Source organism: Streptomyces sp. NPDC002276 (assembly GCF_053891435.1).
Window position 1 is genome coordinate 292,579 of the sequence record NZ_JBSFCQ010000003.1, and the last position, 17,190, is coordinate 309,768.

A 17,190-nucleotide genomic window follows, 5' to 3' on the forward strand; every position below is an offset into this window, starting at 1 on the left:
CCGGCGAGCCGCCGCTCCACCCACCGCTCCACCCCGGCTTCGAGGAGACGCATTGAGCAGGGCACCCCTGATCCCCGAGCAACGCCATCAGGAGCTGTTGCGCCTGCTGAGGAGCAGCGGGGTGCTGAGCATCCACGACCTGACGGCGGCGCTGAACGTCTCGCACATGACGGTGCGCCGGGACATCACCGCGCTGGAGAAGAGCGGGCAGGTGGTCTCGGTGCAGGGCGGGGTCAGGCTCGCCGATTGGACCGGTCACGCGCCGCCGCGCGAGCGGGCGTCGCGCGCGGCGCTGGAGATGCCCCGGAAGCAGGCCATCGCGGGGCGGGCCGCGGAACTCGTCGAGGACGGGATGGTCGTCTTCCTCGACGCGGGGACGACCTGTCAGTCGGTCGTACCGTTCCTGGTCGGCCGCAAGGACCTCACCGTCGTCACCAACGACTTCCACGCGGTGCTGGCGCTCTGCGAACTGCCGTCCGTGCACACGGTCCACACCGGTGGCGAGGTCGATGTGTCGAGCGGTTCGAGCAGCGGACCCCTGGCCGCCAGGACGGTCGGCGCGATCAATCTCGACCTCGCCTTCCTGAGCGCCGGATCCTGGGACCTGTCCCACGGCGTGACAAGTTTCTCGACGGACAAGGTGCTGCTCAAGCAGGCGGTGATGGCGGCGGCCGGATCGGTCGCGCTGCTCGCCGACAGCACCAAGTGGGGCACTGTGGAACGGTTCAACGTGACCACGCTGGACCGGCTCGACACCGTGGTGACCGACGAGGGTCTGCCGTCGGCCGTGCTCGACCGCATCGCGGAGGAGGGCCCGACGGTGCTCCGCACGGGCGGACTACCGGCTGCCCCCCATTGAATGAAGCATTCACCGCGCCTAGCATCACCTGGTGATTCCAGCAATTCCCGTGTGCCTCCCGACGAGCGGAGCGCAGGTGACGACGAGCGGTCGCGGCCCGGTTCCGGGGGCTCCGGCCGCTCGTCCACCCCTCACAACTCAGCTCGCGGTACGGCGAATTCGGCCCGCGTACCGCTTCTCCAGTTCCAGGTTGCCCTCGAAGCCGCCCGGCACATTGGCCGAGACGTACACGGGCGGCCGGTCCCCCGAGGCGAGGAGCTGGGCCGCCGTCTCCGCGACCGTCAACTGCACGAGCATCGCGCCGGTGAGCGTGGACAGGGCGCAAACGGCACCTCCGCCCGGGAGTTCGAGGAGGGCGTCGCCGCGCGGGGCCGCGTTGTCGAGGACGACGTCCGCGAGGTCGACGAGCTTCTTGCCGCTGGGGTGACCCGCGGGGACGGCATGGGTGTGGGCGAGCGAGGTGATGGCGAGGAGGCGGTGGCCGCGCTCCTTCACCCGCAGGGCCATTTCCACGATCACCTTGTTGACACCGGAGTTGGAGACGATGACGAAGAGGTCCTGCGGGTGGGGCGCGGCCAACTCGTAGAGCCGGTCGGCGACTCCGGCCCGCCGCTCCAGCAGCGGGTCGTCGAGCACGCTCGGGGCGGCGCCGCCGTAGAGGACGAGGTCGGCGATGCTCAGGCGGTTGGTGGGCACCAAACCCCCGGCGCGGCCCGCGAGTTCGAGGACCATGGCCTGGGAGTGGCCGGTGCCGAAGGCCTGGATGACGCCGTCGGTGCGGACGCAGTCCGCGATCAGCGCGGCGGCGCGGGACACGGTCTCGCGGCTGGATTCGGTGATGTGCTGGAGAACGGCCAGGCTCTCGCGCGCGAAGATCTCGGCACTCACGGACTCGGCGGACACACGATACTCCCCACCGGTGGATCAAACCACCTGTTCTTTCCCGATCAATGAATCAATAAATCACACACGGTCCTGGTATTCAATCGATGGCCTCTGGGGTGGCTGATACCTTCTCCACATGCCCCCGACAGACGTCACGACCCTCATCCGCACGGAGCTGCCCCGGCTGGCGGGCTCGTTGCGGAAGGTCGGCGAGCTGATCCTGGAGGATCCGGCCGCCGTCACCCACTGCTCGGCCGCCGAACTGGGCCGCCGCACCGGCACCTCGCAGGCGACCGTGACCCGGTTCTGCCGCGCGGTGGGGCTCGACTCGTACCAGCATCTGCTGATCGAACTGGCCCAGGAGCGCGGGCGCGGCGAGGTGTCCGACTGGGGCACCGCCGAGATCGGTCCAGACATCTCTCCGGACGACGATCTGGAACGGGTCGTGCAGGTCGTGGGCAGCGCCGACCTTAGAGCGGTCCAACAGACGATCGACCGCATCGACCTCGACGCGGTGGAGCGCGCGGCCACCGCCGCCGCCCGCGCCCGGCGCATCGACGTCTACGGCATCGGCGGCAGCGGGGCGGTCGCCCAGGAGACCGAGACCCGGCTGTTCCGCATCGGCTGCGCGGTGCGCGGCTGGACCGAGGTGCACGCCGCCTCGACCTCCGCCGCCCTGCTCACCCCGGCGGACGTCGCCATCGGCATCTCCCACTCGGGTTCGACGCGCGAGACCATCGAACCGTTCGAGTTGGCCAAGGAACGCGGCGCCACCACGATCGCCCTCACCTCCGACCCGCGCTCCGCGCTCGCCCGCGCCGCCGACATCCGGCTCATCTCCTCGTCCTCGGCGACCAGTTTCCCCACCGGCATCATCGGCGCCCGCCACTCGGTGCTGGTCCTCATCGACTGCCTCTACGTCCGTATCGCGCAGCTCTCCTACCAGCGCGCGAGCGCCTCGCTGGCCCTCACCGACCACATCGCCGGGGAGCACACGGTGAAGTCCCGCAGGGGCCGGTGATCTGAACCCGGGCCGGCCGTGATCTCGGCCGAGTCTGCATGGATGAACCACCGAAGTTACGCGGGGATGGTTGTTTGAATCATCTTCACGGTGTCAGGATGGGCGCTCCGCCGAGCCTCTGGTAGGAGACCCATGCGCGTGACCGCTGCCCTGTCGACCGAGCTGTTCGTCGGCACCGCCGAGCATCCGCTCCAGGTGGTGGCCGTCGACCTCGCCCATGTCCCCGGCCGGACGGTCCACCTCACGGTCGAGGGTCCGGGCGTACGCGGCAGCGCGGAGACGGTCGTGGGCGAGGACGGCACCGCGCACGTCGAGATACCCGTGACGTCGGAACTCGCGCCCGGCGAGCGGTGCGCGATGGAGACAACGGCGGCCGACGGTGATCAACTGGCCGCCCTCACCACCGAGTTCACGGCCGCCGAACCCGGCTGGACCATGTTCATGGTCAGCCACTTCCACTACGACCCCGTCTGGTGGAACACCCAGGGCGCCTACACCGAGACCTGGGACGTCGCCGACGACCCGGCCACCACCGGTCTCCCCGCCCGCACCTTCGACTCCCGTGGCCAGTCCGGCATGAGTCTGGTCCGCGCCCACTGCGACCTGGCCCGCCGCGACCCGGCGTACACCTTCGTCCTCGCCGAGGTCGACTACCTCAAGCCGTACTGGGACGCCTTCCCGGAAGAGCGCGCCTTTCTACGGGAGTTGATCCGCACCGGCCGCGTCGAGATCATGGGCGGCACGTACAACGAGCCGAACACCAACCTCACCGGCGCCGAGGCGACCGTACGCAACGCCCTGTACGGGGACGGATTCCAGCGCGGCATCCTGGGCGCCTCGCCCGAAACCGCCTGGCAGCTCGACGCGTTCGGGCACGACCCGCAGTTCCCCGGACTGATGGCGGACGCGGGAGTCTCCTCCAGCTCGTGGGCGCGTGGACCGTTCCACCAGTGGGGGCCGACGCTCTCGGTCTTCGGCGAGGAACCGCGCGATCCCCAACGCATGCAGTTCCCGGCCGAGTTCAGCTGGATCGCCCCCTCCGGGCGCGGGCTGCTCACCGCCTACATGGTCAACCACTACGGCGCCGGCTGGGCCATCGACAACGCGCCCACGCTCCCCGAGGCCGAAGCGGCGGCACTGAAGCTGTTCCGGGGTCTGAAGAAGGTCGCGCTCACCCGCAACGTCCTGCTCCCGGTCGGCGGTGACTACGCGCCGCCGTGCCGCTGGGTGATGGACATCCACCGCGACTGGAAAGCCCGTTACGTCTGGCCGCGCTTCGTCAGCGGCATCCCACGGGACTTCTTCGCCGCCGTCCGCGCCGAATTGGCGGCCGAGGGCCGCAAGGCGTCGCCGCAGACCCGGGACATGAACCCGATCTACACCGGCAAGGACGTCTCGTACATCGACACCAAGCAGGCCCAGCGGTACGGCGAGACGCTCCTCGCCGACGCCGAGGCCTGGGCGACCCTGGCCTCGCTGGTAGCCCAACACCCTTACCCGGACGCCGCGTTGGACAAGGCCTGGCGACAGCTCATCTACGGCGCCCACCACGACGCGATCACCGGCTCCGAGTCGGACCAGGTGTACATCGACCTGATGACCGGCTGGCGCGAGCTGTACGACCTGGTGGAAGCGGTGCACGCCGACGCGACGGAAGCCATCGCCGGGAAGGTCGCCCAACTCCCGGGTGCGACTGACGACTTGGTGGTGTTCAACTCGGCGACCTGGGAGCGCCGGGATGTCCTCACGGTCCCGGATCCCGGCCTGGTCCCCCTCGACGACACCGGCCTGCCCCTCCCCGCCGTACGCGAGGGCGACCAACTCCGTGTCGTCGTACCGGAAGTACCCGGCATGGGCCTCAAGGCCCTCCCGCTCGCCGAGGGTTCGGTACCCGAGTGGACGCCCGGCGAGGGCCTGACCATCCGCAACGAGTTCTACGAGGTGACGGTCGACCCCGCGCGCGGCGGCGGCGTCAACAGCCTGCGTGAACTCGGCGAGGACGAACGGGAGTTGCTGCGCGACGGTGACATCGGCAACGAACTCGTCGTACAGGAGGAGTACGCGAGGCACCCGCGCTTCGGCGAGGGCCCCTGGCATCTCACCCCGACCGGGACCACCGCCGCCCGCAGCCGGGACGTCACCGCCGACATCGATGTCCAGCACTCCCCCGCCGGTTCGCGGATCACCGTCAGCGCCGACCTCGGGCTGTTCCGGTACACGCAGCGGTTGACGCTGTGGGCGGGAGTCCCGCGCCTGGACGTGACCACCACGATCGACGGGTACGACGGCGCCGACCGGCTGATCCGGGTGCGCTGGCCGTCCGATGTGACCGGCGGACTGCCGGTGCACGAGGTGGCGGACGCGGTGATCGGGCGCGGGTTCGGGTTCGTCGAGGTGGACAGCGAGGAGTTCCCGTGGACGCTCGACAACCCGGCGAACACCTGGTTCGGGCTCGGCTCCACCGCACGGGTCGCGGTGCACGACGAGTCGGGGCGGCTGCTCGGGCATCGGTCGATCGGTGTCGCCGAACTCATCTACTCCGATTGGGACTTGGCCGGTGAACTCGGTTCCCCGCTCGCGGCGGCCCTCGTCCGGGTCGGGGTGACCGCGACCTCGACGATCGCCGGCGGTCCGCGCTACGGAGACCTCGAAGTCGACTCCAATCTCCCGGACTTCCGGATCGCGGTGGGCACGCCTGAGCGCAACTCGGTGGTCGCGGAGGCCCTCGGCTGGGACCCGGCCGCCGGGCGCGAGTTGCGTCGGCAGTTGGCCGAGCGGGGTGTGGCGGCGGTGTGGGTCGCGCCGCGTGCCGGGCTGCGTGAGGAGTGGGTGCCAGGGGCCGACCTGCGCGACCTGGAGCGGCTGCCGCTGCTCGTGGTGGCGGGCGCCCGCCCCGAGGACGACGCCAAGGCGGTCGACGCGCTGATCGCCGACCTCGACGACGCGGTCATCACGGCCACGGCGGCGGGTGGTTGCGAGGCCCTGCCGCCGGGCGACGCCTGGGACGGCCGCAGCTTCGCCGTCCTCAACCGGGGCACACCGGGCTGTGTCGTCACCACCTCCGGCGACCTCTACATGTCCCTCATGCGCTCCTGCACCGGCTGGCCGTCCGGCATCTGGGTCGACCCGCCCCGCCGCACGGCCCCCGACGGCTCCGCCTTCCAACTCCAGCGCTGGCGCCATGAGTTCGAGTACGCGGTGGTCGCGGGCGCGGGCGACTGGCGGGACGTCCGGCTCCCCCAGGCCGGACATGAGTTCAACCACCCGCTGACGGCCCGCCTGCGGACCTCCGCTCAACAGGGCACCCTGCCAAGGAAGTTCGCCCTGCTCGCCCTGGAACCGGCGGGCGAGGTGGTCCTCGACGCCCTCAAGCCGCTCGGCTCGCCGCTCGCCCGGGGCAGCGCGGTACCGGTCGACCCGGGGCGCGGAGTCGTCGTAAGGGTGCACGAGGTGAACGGGCGGCCGGTGCGGGCCCGGTTCCGCGGGCCGCAGGACTGGACCGAGGGTGCCCGGGCCGACGTACTGGAGTCGCCCGGCGAGGAGTTGGCACCGGAGCGGGACGGCGGGCTCGTCGTCGACCTGACCGGCTTCGAGGTCGCGACGGTGCTGGCGACCACGACTGTCGAGTCCCCAACGGGGCCTGGAATCGCGACACATGAGCCTGCGCAGCCGATCCACACCCGCTACTGGCTGCACAACTCCGGCCCCGCACCGCGCGGCAACATGCCGGTGTCGGTGTACCTCTCCCCCGGCACACTCACCGCCGCCGGACCAGTGACCGCGACCGTCCGGGTCGGCTCGGAACTCACCGACGCGCCGGTGTCGGGGACTGTGACCTTCGAGGTGCCGGACGGGTGGACCGCCGAACCCGCCGAACTGCCTTACGCGTTGGGCCCCGGCGGGTTCACGCTGGCCGAGGTGACCGTGACTCCGCCGCCGGAGCCAGTGCCCGGCCGACACTGGCTCGCGGCCCGGTTGGCGTACGGCGGGCAGACGTACGAGGACACTGTGGCACTGGATGTGCCGGACGGACACCACGGTCCAACGCTTGTGTCCGCTCTGGGAGGTGAACGGGTCAGCGTGCGCCACGGTGAGCGCGCCCGCGTGCCCGTCACCCTCCGCAACACCACCCGTGGACCGGTCCACGGCACCCTCTGGGCCGTCTCCTCGTGGGGCACCTGGGCCGGAGTCACACCCGGCTGCCAAGGGTTCACGGTGGCCGGGGGCGCGGAGCAGGAATGCGTCATCGAAGTGGACGGTTCGGCGGTGCCGCCCGGGTCGTACTGGCTGCTCGCGAAGGTCGCCTGGCACGGCTGTGTCGCCTATACGGAGGCCGTCGAGCTGGAGGTGACGCCGTGACGGAGCACGCGGCCGTGGTGCGCGGCAGGACCGTTCCAAAGAGGCGGGTGGACGCGCTGCTTGCGGCCGTACCGGCCCGGGATCCTGACGCCACCCGGCCCGAGGCGCTCGCGCGGGCCGAGCGGCAGCGACGGCGGTGGGCCACCCAGGTCGTCGTCATCGACGAACTGGCCCAACGGGCGTGCGCGGAACGGGGGTTGAAACCCCCTGCCGAAGTGGCGCCGGACCGGGTGCTCGCCGTCGCCGAGACCGATGTCGCGGATCTCGGCAGCATCGTCGCGGCGGCCCTCGCGCACTCCCCGGCCGCCCGGTTGCTGCTGGCCGAGCTGGAGGGCGAGCAGGAGGTCGCGGAGGCTGCCGTACGGGACTACTACGACCGCAACCGGGACCGTTTCCTCACGGCGGAGGCGCTGCGGCGAGGGGTGGACCCGTTCGGCGGGGTGTCATCGGAGGACTTCGTGCCGTACGAGGAGGCACGCGAGGGGGTCGCGCGGGAGTTGCGGCGGGCGGCGGGGCGGCGGGCCTTCTTCGGCTGGTTGGACCAGGCCAAGGCCGGAGTTGTGTATACCGCCGGGCATGAGCACCCCGGCGATCCGGCGCACCCGGACCACGAACACCGGCACTGATCTCCGTCGGAACCTAAAAGCAACACGAGAACCATTGACCTCCGATGAATTCTGGTCCACCTTTTCATCAATCGGAGTCGAAGTTGGTTAATTGAACCAGCTGTTGGCTGATGCTCAGGAGGGCAGCGATGCGCACAGGAAGACTGACCGGATCGATGGTGGGGATCATCGTCCTGACCCTGACGGCCGCCGGCTGCGGGCTGTCCGGCAGCTCGGGCGACAGCGACTCCACCGCGGGCGGTTGCAAGGTCGACAAGGGCAATGTGGGGTCCGGGAAGCTGACCGGCGAGGTGAAGGGCGGCATCACCTTCCAGACCACCAACCTGAAGAAAGACTTTGGAACGTTCTTCAACGGGGTCATCAAGTCCTTCGAGAAGGCCCACCCCGGTACGTCGGTGAAGTGGATCGACGATCCCGGCGACAGCACCTTCACCCAGCGCAACGTGGCCGACGCCCAGGCCTGCACGCTGCCGGACGTCATCAACCTCAACGCGGAGACAGCGACGGCTCTCACGAAGGCGGGGTATCTGCTCAACCTCGGCGTCAAAGACCCGGACGCCGGGAAGCCGTTCGTCCCCGCGTTCTGGAAGTCCAGTACGTTCAAGGACAGTTCGGGCTCCGCACTGCACACCGTGCTGCCCTGGTACACCGGCGGCATCGTCCTGACGTACAACACCGACCTGTTGAAGAAGGCCGGCATCGACCCGGCGAAGCCGCCGACGACGATCTTCGGGCTGTTCGCCGACTACGAGAAGATCGCCAAGTCGGCCAAGGGCAAGTACTACGCGACGATGGCGAATCCGATCTGGCGCATCCCGGCGGACTTCGACCAGATGAACATCAAGACCCTCTCCAGCGACGGCAAGTCGGCCGTGTTCGCGGACGATCCGCGCACCACGCAGTGGGTCGCGTGGATGGCGAAGCTGTACAAGGAGGGCGCGATGCCGAAGGACTCGCTGTCCTCCAGCAACGACCCGTCCACGCCGTACACGCAGGGCAAGGTCGCCTACGGTTCGACCAACCCGAGCTATGTGCGGTTCGTGAAGCAGAACAGCCCCTCGATCTACGCCAAGACTGGTGTCGGGCAGCAGCCGTTCGACGCGCTCGGCCACACCACAGGCGCCCCGCAGTACGTCTCGGTCGCCGCGACCAGCAAGCACGCCCCCGTGGCGCTGGCGTTCGCGGAGTTCCTCACCAACGCCGAGAACCAGACGGCCTGGGCCAAGGACCCGGACGTGGTGATCTTCCCGACCACGACCACCTCGCTCGACGACCCGTTCTTCCAGAACGTCAGCGGCAGCGACCAGTTCGCGCAGGCCCGCAAGCTCGTCGCCGACCAGCTCAAGACGACCACGGCCTACCAGACCAACCTCTCGCCGGCCGTGCAGAACGCGATCGTGTCCCAGGTGCAGTTGGCGATGCAGGGCAAGAAGAGCCCGGCGCAGGCCGTGAAGGACGCCCAGGCGAAGGCCAACGAGCTGCTGAAGCAGGCTGGTTGATGGTGGCGACGCAGACCGCGAAGCCGGTGACCGTGCCCGGTGCGGAGGCCGTCGTCTCCGCACCGGGCACGTCCCGCATACGCCGACTCGCCCGGGCCGTCCTTCCCGGCCCGGCCCCCGGCGCCAACGGGGCGGCCCTGTACCGCCGTTGGTGGCTGCCCTGGCTTTGGACCGCTCCAGCGATCGTCTGCGCGGCGGTGTTCGGGGTGTTCCCGTTCCTCAACACCGTGCTGCTGTCCTTCACGAACGCCAAGCCGCTCGGCGGTGCCGCGAACTTCGTCGGGCTCTCCAACTACACCCGGATGCTGGACGATTCGGACTTCTGGCTGGCGACCCGCAACAGCGTGCTGTACGCGGTGATCGTCGTCCCGCTGATGGTGCTGCTGCCGCTGCTGCTCGCCGTCCTGGTGGAGAAGAACCTCCCCGGCATCGGCTTCTTCCGCTCGGCCTTCTACACGCCGGTGCTCGCCTCCAGCGTGGTCGTCGGTCTGAGCTGGCAGTGGCTGCTCGCGGACGACGGACTGGTCAACACCTGGCTGGAGAAGGCCCACTTGATCCGGTCGGCCATCCCGTTCCTGTCCGACTCGTGGCTGATCCTGCTCTCCGCGATGGGCCTGACCCTGTGGAAGGGCCTCGGCTGGTACATGGTCTTCTACCTGGCCGCCCTCGGGAACGTTCCAAAGGAACTGCACGAGGCCGCCTCCATGGACGGCGCCGGAGCCGCCCGCCGCTTCTGGCACATCACCGTGCCCGGCGTACGGCAGGCGATGATGCTGGTCGGCACCCTCACCGGGATCGGCTCGCTGCGCGTGTTCACCGAGATCTACATGCTCGGCAGTTCCACCGGCGGCCCCGGCGGCGCGGACCGCACGCTGCCCTTCTACATCCGGGACGTCGGCCTCGACCCCATCACCGGAAACGCCGGTTACGGCTCGGCGGTGAGTGTGGCGCTGTTCGTTCTCACCCTGGGCCTGACCCTGCTGGCACAGCGCCTCACGAAGGAGGACGAGTCATGACGGCGACCGCCGTGCGGCCCAAGTCCCGGCGCCTGACCCCGCGTTGGCGGGACTACGGCCGCCCCCGCGAACTCCTCCTCCGCTACCTGCTGTTGCTCCTCGTGCTCGGCCTCACCGTCGGCCCGCTGATCTGGCAGTTCCTGGCCTCGCTCAAGGGCACGGGCGAGGACGTCTTCGGCGCGAACGCCTCCCTGCTGCCCCACCACCCCACCCTGCACGCCTACCGCGAGGTCTTCAGCCAGGTCCCGGTGGCGACGTACATCAGGAACAGCCTGATCGTCGTACTCCTGTCGGTGGCAAGCCAGTTGTTGTTCTCCACGACGGCCGGCTACATGCTCTCCAAGCCCGCCTGGAAGGGCCGCCGGGCGGTCTGGATCCTCCTGGTCGCCTCGATGATGTTCCCCTTCGAGTCGATCATGGTCTCGCTGTTCCTGAGCATCCGCGACCTCGGCCTGGTCGACAACGTGGTGGGCGTCTGGCTGCCCGGCTTCGTCGGCGCGATCAACGTCCTGCTGATGCGCGGCGCGTTCCTCGCCGTACCGCGCGAGATCGAGGACTCCGGGATGCTGGACGGCGCGAGCGAGTGGCAGCGCTTCCGCTACCTCTATCTCCCGTCCGCGTGGGGCGCGATCCTGGTGGTCACCATCAACACCTTCATCAGCGCCTGGGACGACTTCCTCTGGCCCCTGATCGTGCTGCGTTCCGAGGACCACATGACACTGACGCTGGGCCTGTCACGGTTGCAGAGTTCGTCGTTCGGCTACGACCAGCGGGTGGTGATGGCCGGTTCGGTGATCTCCGTGATCCCGGTTCTGGTGCTGTTCGTCATCACCCAACGCTGGTTCTACAAGGGCGTGTCGGCGGGAGCGGTCAAGCTCTGAGGCGTACGACGAGGGGTTCTACGGCGAGTGCGGCCCGGGAGGACTGGGCGACGCGGATCTCGACGGCACCGACCTGGTCGAACCGGTCGGTGCCGAAGGGGACGGCGACTGTGCGGTGTTCGCCCGGTGCGAGGTCCACGTCCTGGAAGGCGTGCAGTTCGAGGGTGCGCGGCCAGACGGGAGTCAGCAGTCGCCGGACATACACCTGGACGACCGAACGCCCGTGCCGCTTCCCGGTGTTGGTGACCTCGACCTCGATCCCGTCCCCCGCGAGTCGCGGCGGACCGTACGCGAAGCTCGTGTACGACAGCCCGTGCCCGAAGGAGTAGAGCGGCTCGGCGTCGGCGTCCACGTAGCCGCCGTACTCGATGTCCTTGTGGTTGTAGTAGACGGGGAGTTGGGCCACCGAGCGGGGGACGGAGACGGGCAGGCGGCCGGTCGGTTCGGTGCGGCCGAGCAGGACCTCGGCGATGGCCTCGCCACCCCACGGGCCGGGGTACCAGGCGGTGAGAAGCGCGCCCGCCCGTTCGGGGACGACGTGCGGGCGGCCCTGGATCAGGACGACGGCGGTGGGGGTGCCGGTCGCGGTGACCGCGTCGAGGAGGGCGTGCTGGGCGTGGCCGAGGCGCAGGCCCGCGAGGTCGGCGCCCTCACCGCAGGTCATCTCCGAAACGGCGTTCCGTGCCGCTCCGTTGGCGTCGAACTCCGTGTCGGGGGTACGGGCGCTGCTGCCGCCCAGCACCAGGACGGCCAGGTCGGAGGCGGCGGCAGCGGCGACCGCCTCGGGGATGCCGGAGAGGTCGTCGCCGGTGAGGGCGCAGCCGGGGGTGTGGCGGATGTCGGTGCCGGGCGGGGCGAGTCGCCGTAGGCCGTCCAGGACGCTGACACCGGAGCGTTGTGGTGCCGTGTAGTCGCCCGACTGGTGTGCGTAGGTGGCTGATTGGGGTCCGATGACCGCGATGCGGGAGACGGTCGGCGGGATGGGCAGGATTCCGCCGTTGTTGTGCAGCAGCGTCACCGCGCCGCGCGCCAGTGCGGTGCTCAGTTCCCTGCCCTGTGTGGCAGGGGGCAACTCGCTTGTGCTGTACGGCCGTTCGAAGAGGCCCAGGCGGAACTTCAGACGGAGTACGCGCGCCACGGCCGCGTCGACGGCGGCCTCGCTCACCAGGCCCCGCTCGACCGCCTCCTCCAGATGTGTGAAGCCCTCGTCCCAGAGGCTCAGGTCCACACCGGCGTTGAGTGCGAGGGCGCCTGCCGAGACCGTGTCGCCGGTGATGCGGGCCAGTCGGTCCACGGCGAGGCCGTCGGCCATGACCAGGCCCTCGAAACCCCAGTCCTCGCGCAGGAGTTGGTGGAGCAGGGCGCGGTTGCCGGAGCAGGGGAGGCCGTCGACCTCGTTGTAGGCGGACATGAGGGCGGCGGCCCCGGCGCGGACTCCGGCGCGGGCGGCGGGGAGGTGGATGTCGTGGAGTTCGCGGAGGCCGAGTTCGGACTCGGCGGAGTTGCGGCCGCCGACCGTGGCGCCCTGTCCGGCGAAGTGCTTGAGGACGACGGGGGCCTTGTCGGGGGCGAACCCGGCTGTCGTGTCGCCCTGCATGCCTCGGACGAGCGCCTCGGTGAGGCGGGCGGCGAGGTGCGGGTCCTCGCCGAAGCACTCCTCCGTGCGGCCCCAGCGCGGGTCGCGGGCGATGTCCAGGGCCGAGACGAGGGCCAAGTGGGCGCCACGGGCGCGGAGTTCGGCGGCGGCGTGCGCGGCGGCGCGTTCGTACAGGTCGGGGTCCCAGGTGGCGCCGACGGCCAGGTTGACCGGGAGGACCGTGCCGTCCAGGGCCATGTGGCCGTGCGGCACCTCCTCGACGAGCAGGGCCGGGATGCCGAGGCGGCTGCTGTCGATCACATGGCGTTGCACCAACTCGGCGAGGGCTGCGCTGTCTTGGGCCCCGGGGCCGTTGGTGTGGTCGACGCCGGACCAGGCGTCGGCGCGGAACAGGCCGTAGAGCGCGCCGAGTCCGGCGAAGCGGGCGGTCTCTGCGCGTAGGGCGTCCGTGAGGTGGAACCCCTCAGGCGTGCGGCGGTAGGCGTCCCAGCCGTACATCCGCTGGTTGAGCTGGCCGACCTTCTCGCGCAGGGTCATCCGGGCGAGGAGGTCGGAAACCCGGTTGTCGACAGGGGCGTTGGGGTCCCGGTAGCGGGGCGTGGTGGTGTCGGTCATCGGTCGTCACCGTCGTAGGCGAGTCGGGCGAGGGCGACCGCGCCGCGGCAGCCGTCCGGTACCCAGTCGAGGGTCAGGCCGAGGGTGTGGAGGCGGGCGGTGAGGAGGGCCGTCAAGGGGCCTTCGGGGCCGAGCAGTCCGCCGGTGGCGACGATCCGTTCACCGTGGGCCGGATTCAACGCCCTTACCGTGTCGGTCAGTTGGTCCGCCGCCTGGTCGAGGATCCCTTCCGCCACGGTGTCCTTCTCCGCCGCCGCCTCGACCACCAGGGGGGCGAAGCGGGCGAGGTGGATGGGGAGTTCGGCCATGACGGCGGGGAGGACGTGCATGCGGTAGGCCTCGCGGTGGGCGCGGGACCAGTCGGCGATGCCGGGCAGCGCCTCGGCCGGCACTCCGAGTGCCTGTCCGACGGACCCGGCCAGGATGGTCGTAGGTCCGCGTCCGTCCGCCATCCGCAGTGCCGCCCGTACCGCGCTGCGGCCGATCCAGAAGCCGCTGCCGTCGTCGCCGAGGAGCCAGCCGTCGCCGTCCACGGTGGCGGTGGAGCGGCGGTCGGTGATGCGCAGGGCGACCGCGCCGGTGCCTGCGACCAGGGCGAGGCCGTCGGCTGGGGTGCCGGGGGCGGAGGCGAAGGCCGCCTCGATGTCGCTACAGACGCGGATCCGCTCGGCCGGGATGTCCAGGTGGCGCAGCGCTGCCGTGAGGGCGGTGCGGGCGTTGACGTGGCCCGGTTCCTCGGTGGAGGCCGCGGTGGCGCCCGCGAAGCCGCCGGCCACGGCGACCACTTGGGCGCGGGCACGCTCCGGTACGGCCTGCCGGATCGCCTCGACCAGGTGATCGGTGATGCGCGGGACCGGGACGGTCAGGGCGTTGCCGGGCCCGGCGGCGCCCTCGCCGAGGGGGCGGCCGTCCTCGGCGGTGGCGAGGACGGCGCGGGTGCGGGTGCCGCCGGCATCGAGGCCGACGACGAGATCACCGAGATCACCGATGAATTCCTGGTTCAAATCATTGCTCATTACTGACTATGGTGGTTGATACATTCACGGAGGGCAAGACCGGACCCGGGGAGGATCCCATTCCTACGCTTCGCTTCGGCGTCAACTACACGCCGCGCCGCGGCTGGTTCCACTCCTGGCACGACTTCGACCCGGCGCACGCCCGTGAGGACCTGGCGCAGATAGCGGGGCTCGGCCTGGACCACGTGCGGATCTTCCATCTCTGGCCGCTGCTCCAGCCCAATCGCACGCTGATCCGCAGGAGCGCGGTGGATCAACTGGTGCGCCTGGTCGACCTGGCGGGCGAGGCGGGCCTCGACGTCCTTGTGGACGGCGTGCAGGGGCATCTCTCCAGCTTCGACTTCTACCCGGAGTGGACCCGTAGTTGGCACCACCGCAATGTGTTCACCGACCCGGACGCGATCACGGCCCAGGCGGAGCTGTTGCGGACTCTGGGCAGCGCCCTCGCGGACCGCCCGAACCTGATCGGTCTCCAACTCGGCAACGAGCTCAACAACTTGGTCGAGCACAACCCGGTGACGGCGGACGAGGTGGACCACTATCTCGACACGCTGCTGGCCGCCGCCCGCGAGCGACTGCCGTCGGACCGGCTGGTCACGCACTCCGCGTACGACGCCGCCTGGTACGGCGACGACCACCCGTTCACCCCGGAGGCCTCGGCCCGCAAGGGTGATCTGACCACCGTGCATCCGTGGGTGTTCTCGGGCGACTGCGCCCGCCGTTACGGTCCGCGTTCCCCGCAGGTGCTCCATCTCGCTGAGTACGGCACGGAGTTGGCGAAGGCGTACGCCGTCGACCCGGCCCGGCCGGTCTGGGTCCAGGAGACGGGTGCGCCGGAGCCGCACATCCCGGCGGCCGACGCCCCGGAGTTCGCGCGCGCGACCGTGCGCAACGCGGCCGAGTGCGACGGGCTGTGGGGTGTGACGTGGTGGTGCTCGCACGACGTGGACCGTTCGCTCGCCGACTATCCCGAACTCGAATACACGCTGGGCCTGTTCGACTCGGCGGGCCGTGCCAAGCCGATCGCCGAGGCCTTCGCCGCCGCGATCGCCGAGCCGCACACCGTCCAACTCCGGGACACCGCCCTGGTGTTGGACTGCACCCCGGGCACGCGGTCGGTGTCCGGTCCCGGCGGCGCGTACTTCGAGGAGTGGATGCGGCTGCGCACGGAGGGCCTGCGTCCGGCGGTCGTCCTGGCCGAACGGGCCGCTGACCAGGGGTACTTGGCGGCACGCGGCATCAGGGAAGTCGTACACCTGCCGTGATGCTCACGCGTCGGCCAGTACCTCCGCGACCGCCCGCAGGTTGGCCCGGCCACGGCCGTAGGAGCAGAGGGTGCCGCCCTCCGGCAGGCCGGTGTCGACGAGTATCGCGCCGGGCCGTCGGGCCACCAGGGTGTCGCGCAGTCGGGCCTGCCAGGGGTGCAGGGCGGCGTCGGACGTGGCGATGACCAGCGGTGCGGCGCGGCCCCCGATCGCGTCGACGAGGGCGGCGGGGTCGGCCGGTTCCTCGGTGAGTGCGGTGCCGGTGGCCGTGGGGTCGATGGCGCGGAGTTCGGTGAGGAGGTCCTCGCCGCCCCAGTTCAGGGCGGGGTGCGGGGCCGGGAACAGGTCGACGACATGGGCGCCGCGCACGGGCGGCGGCAGCGGCCGGGTGCGTACGGCGCGCCGGGCGGCTTCAAGACCGGCGTTCGCGTCCCAGGCGGTGACTGTCCTGCGGGGCGTGGCGTACCGCTCGGCGAGGCGACGTACCCGGCCGGCTGCCTCCCAGACCCGCTCCTCGGCGAGCATGCGGGCGTGCAGTGCGTCGAGGACGGCGTCGCGGCAGGCCAGGGTGACCGCCAAGTCCGGTACGGCGACGATGACTTGGTCCGCTCCGGCGGCGAGCGCGATGCGGGCGCCGGCCGCTTCGCCGTACTCGTCGGCGATCGCCTTCATCTCCAGCGCGTCGCTGACGAGGACGCCGTCGAAGCCGAGGTCGAGGCGGAGCAGGTCGCCGAGGATGCGGCGGCTGAGGGTGGCGGGGCGGTTGGCGTCGAGGGCCGGGAAGACGACATGGGCGCTCATCAGCATGGGCACGCCCGCGGCGACGGCGGCGCGGAACGGTTCGAGGTCGACGAGGAGTTCGTCGTAGGGCCGCGGGTCGATCGCGAGGCCGTGGTGGCTGTCGGTGATGGTGCCGCCGTGGCCGGGGAAGTGTTTGGCGCAGGAGGCGATGCCGCGTATGTCGGTGGCGGTGATCCAGGCGCGCAGATGGCGGGCGGCCAGTTCGGGGTCGGCGCCGAAGGAGCGGGTGCGCACGATCGGGTTGCGCGGCTGGTGCTGGAGGTCGGCGACGGGGGCGTACGAGGCGGTGATGCCGAGGGTGGCGAGGTGGCCGGCGAGGGCGTCGGCGCAGCGGGCGGTCAGGGCCGGGTCGTCGACGACCCCGAGGGCGTAGGAGCCGGGGGCGTCCGGGGCGTCGGCGTGCACCAGGTGGCCGATGCCGCCGCCCTCGTTGTCGATGGCCACGAGCAGGTCGGGGCGCAGGGCGCGGAGTTCGTCGGTGAGCCGGCGCACCTGCCCGGCGTCCCGGATGTTGCGGGTGAAGAGGATGACCCCGCCGAGGCCGCGGTCGATGAGGCGCTTGAGCGGGTCCGGCACGGTCGTCACACCGTCGAAGCCCGCGACCAGACAGCGGTGGGCCGCCTCGTCGAGGTCGACGGGGAGGGCGAGGGCGGCGGACGAACGCTCGGCGTGGGTCATACTGGAATTCAAATGGCTCGCTCAACCTAAAGTCAACAAACCGATGGATTGTTGATTCAGGCAATGAATTCG

The 17,190-nt window shown here is 70.6% G+C and carries 12 protein-coding genes; 8 read left to right on the top strand and 4 right to left on the bottom strand.

What is annotated here, in order from left to right; genetic code table 11:
• The first annotated feature begins 52 nt into the window (after positions 1-52).
• Entirely contained in the window at positions 53-859 is an 807-nt protein-coding gene (locus ACWIHT_RS10370; RefSeq protein WP_456166483.1) for a DeoR/GlpR family DNA-binding transcription regulator, read from the top strand.
• Positions 860-997: 138 nt separating this feature from the next.
• On the opposite strand, the gene ACWIHT_RS10375 is transcribed toward ACWIHT_RS10370, so the two are convergent.
• On the bottom strand, positions 998-1,762 hold the full coding sequence (locus ACWIHT_RS10375; protein ID WP_456166485.1) for a sugar isomerase domain-containing protein: 765 nt from the start codon (positions 1,760-1,762) through the stop codon (positions 998-1,000).
• Between the two features lie 118 nt (positions 1,763-1,880).
• Between ACWIHT_RS10375 and ACWIHT_RS10380 the strand changes: the two genes are divergently transcribed.
• The 6 genes from ACWIHT_RS10380 to ACWIHT_RS10405 all read left to right on the top strand — a co-directional run bounded on the left by ACWIHT_RS10380 (position 1,881) and on the right by ACWIHT_RS10405 (position 11,146).
• Complete coding sequence (locus ACWIHT_RS10380; protein ID WP_456166487.1) at positions 1,881-2,765, top strand: MurR/RpiR family transcriptional regulator; 885 nt, start codon at positions 1,881-1,883, stop codon at positions 2,763-2,765.
• A gap of 132 nt (positions 2,766-2,897) precedes the next feature.
• Positions 2,898-7,124: a glycoside hydrolase family 38 N-terminal domain-containing protein gene (locus tag ACWIHT_RS10385; RefSeq protein WP_456166489.1), complete on the top strand. Its 4,227-nt coding sequence runs from the start codon at positions 2,898-2,900 to the stop codon at positions 7,122-7,124.
• On the top strand, positions 7,121-7,750 hold the full coding sequence (locus ACWIHT_RS10390) for a peptidyl-prolyl cis-trans isomerase (protein WP_456166491.1): 630 nt from the start codon (positions 7,121-7,123) through the stop codon (positions 7,748-7,750). Before ACWIHT_RS10385 ends, ACWIHT_RS10390 begins: the two co-directional genes overlap by 4 nt.
• Positions 7,751-7,878: 128 nt before the next feature.
• The gene (locus ACWIHT_RS10395) at positions 7,879-9,249 is read left to right on the top strand and encodes an extracellular solute-binding protein (protein ID WP_456166493.1); all 1,371 of its coding nucleotides are present in this window, start codon (positions 7,879-7,881) and stop codon (positions 9,247-9,249) included.
• Positions 9,249-10,265: a carbohydrate ABC transporter permease gene (locus ACWIHT_RS10400; RefSeq protein WP_019071384.1), complete on the top strand. Its 1,017-nt coding sequence runs from the start codon at positions 9,249-9,251 to the stop codon at positions 10,263-10,265. The genes ACWIHT_RS10395 and ACWIHT_RS10400 overlap by 1 nt, the downstream gene beginning before the upstream one ends.
• On the top strand, positions 10,262-11,146 hold the full coding sequence (locus ACWIHT_RS10405; protein WP_456166495.1) for a carbohydrate ABC transporter permease: 885 nt from the start codon (positions 10,262-10,264) through the stop codon (positions 11,144-11,146). Before ACWIHT_RS10400 ends, ACWIHT_RS10405 begins: the two co-directional genes overlap by 4 nt.
• Here the strand turns inward: ACWIHT_RS10405 and ACWIHT_RS10410 are convergent.
• Together ACWIHT_RS10410 and ACWIHT_RS10415 are read right to left on the bottom strand one after the other, a co-directional pair.
• Positions 11,136-13,358, bottom strand: a complete 2,223-nt coding sequence (locus ACWIHT_RS10410; protein ID WP_456166497.1) for a glycoside hydrolase family 3 N-terminal domain-containing protein — start codon at positions 13,356-13,358, stop codon at positions 11,136-11,138. The two genes, ACWIHT_RS10405 and ACWIHT_RS10410, sit on opposite strands and share 11 nt — an antisense overlap.
• Positions 13,355-14,374, bottom strand: coding sequence for an N-acetylglucosamine kinase (locus tag ACWIHT_RS10415; RefSeq protein WP_456166499.1), 1,020 nt, complete (start codon positions 14,372-14,374; stop codon positions 13,355-13,357). Before ACWIHT_RS10415 ends, ACWIHT_RS10410 begins: the two co-directional genes overlap by 4 nt.
• 8 nt (positions 14,375-14,382) lie before the next feature.
• Between ACWIHT_RS10415 and ACWIHT_RS10420 the strand changes: the two genes are divergently transcribed.
• A complete protein-coding gene (locus ACWIHT_RS10420; RefSeq protein WP_456166501.1) occupies positions 14,383-15,639 on the top strand; it encodes a glycoside hydrolase 5 family protein in 1,257 nt (418 codons plus the stop codon).
• A gap of 3 nt (positions 15,640-15,642) precedes the next feature.
• Here ACWIHT_RS10420 and ACWIHT_RS10425 read toward each other — a convergent pair whose 3' ends face one another.
• A complete protein-coding gene (locus tag ACWIHT_RS10425; RefSeq protein ID WP_456166503.1) occupies positions 15,643-17,118 on the bottom strand; it encodes a glycoside hydrolase family 3 N-terminal domain-containing protein in 1,476 nt (491 codons plus the stop codon).
• Between the last annotated feature and the right edge of the window lie 72 nt (positions 17,119-17,190).

What these genes read in the sequence shown, in the direction of transcription:
- ACWIHT_RS10420 (WP_456166501.1), top strand. Translation starts at nt 14,383, where the DNA reads ATGGTGGTTGATACATTCACGGAGGGCAAGACCGGACCCGGGGAGGAT.
- ACWIHT_RS10425 (WP_456166503.1), bottom strand. Translation starts at nt 17,118, where the DNA reads ATGACCCACGCCGAGCGTTCGTCCGCCGCCCTCGCCCTCCCCGTCGAC.
- ACWIHT_RS10400 (WP_019071384.1), top strand. Translation starts at nt 9,249, where the DNA reads ATGGTGGCGACGCAGACCGCGAAGCCGGTGACCGTGCCCGGTGCGGAG.
- ACWIHT_RS10385 (WP_456166489.1), top strand. Translation starts at nt 2,898, where the DNA reads ATGCGCGTGACCGCTGCCCTGTCGACCGAGCTGTTCGTCGGCACCGCC.
- ACWIHT_RS10415 (WP_456166499.1), bottom strand. Translation starts at nt 14,374, where the DNA reads ATGAGCAATGATTTGAACCAGGAATTCATCGGTGATCTCGGTGATCTC.
- ACWIHT_RS10405 (WP_456166495.1), top strand. Translation starts at nt 10,262, where the DNA reads ATGACGGCGACCGCCGTGCGGCCCAAGTCCCGGCGCCTGACCCCGCGT.
- ACWIHT_RS10380 (WP_456166487.1), top strand. Translation starts at nt 1,881, where the DNA reads ATGCCCCCGACAGACGTCACGACCCTCATCCGCACGGAGCTGCCCCGG.
- ACWIHT_RS10410 (WP_456166497.1), bottom strand. Translation starts at nt 13,358, where the DNA reads ATGACCGACACCACCACGCCCCGCTACCGGGACCCCAACGCCCCTGTC.
- ACWIHT_RS10395 (WP_456166493.1), top strand. Translation starts at nt 7,879, where the DNA reads ATGCGCACAGGAAGACTGACCGGATCGATGGTGGGGATCATCGTCCTG.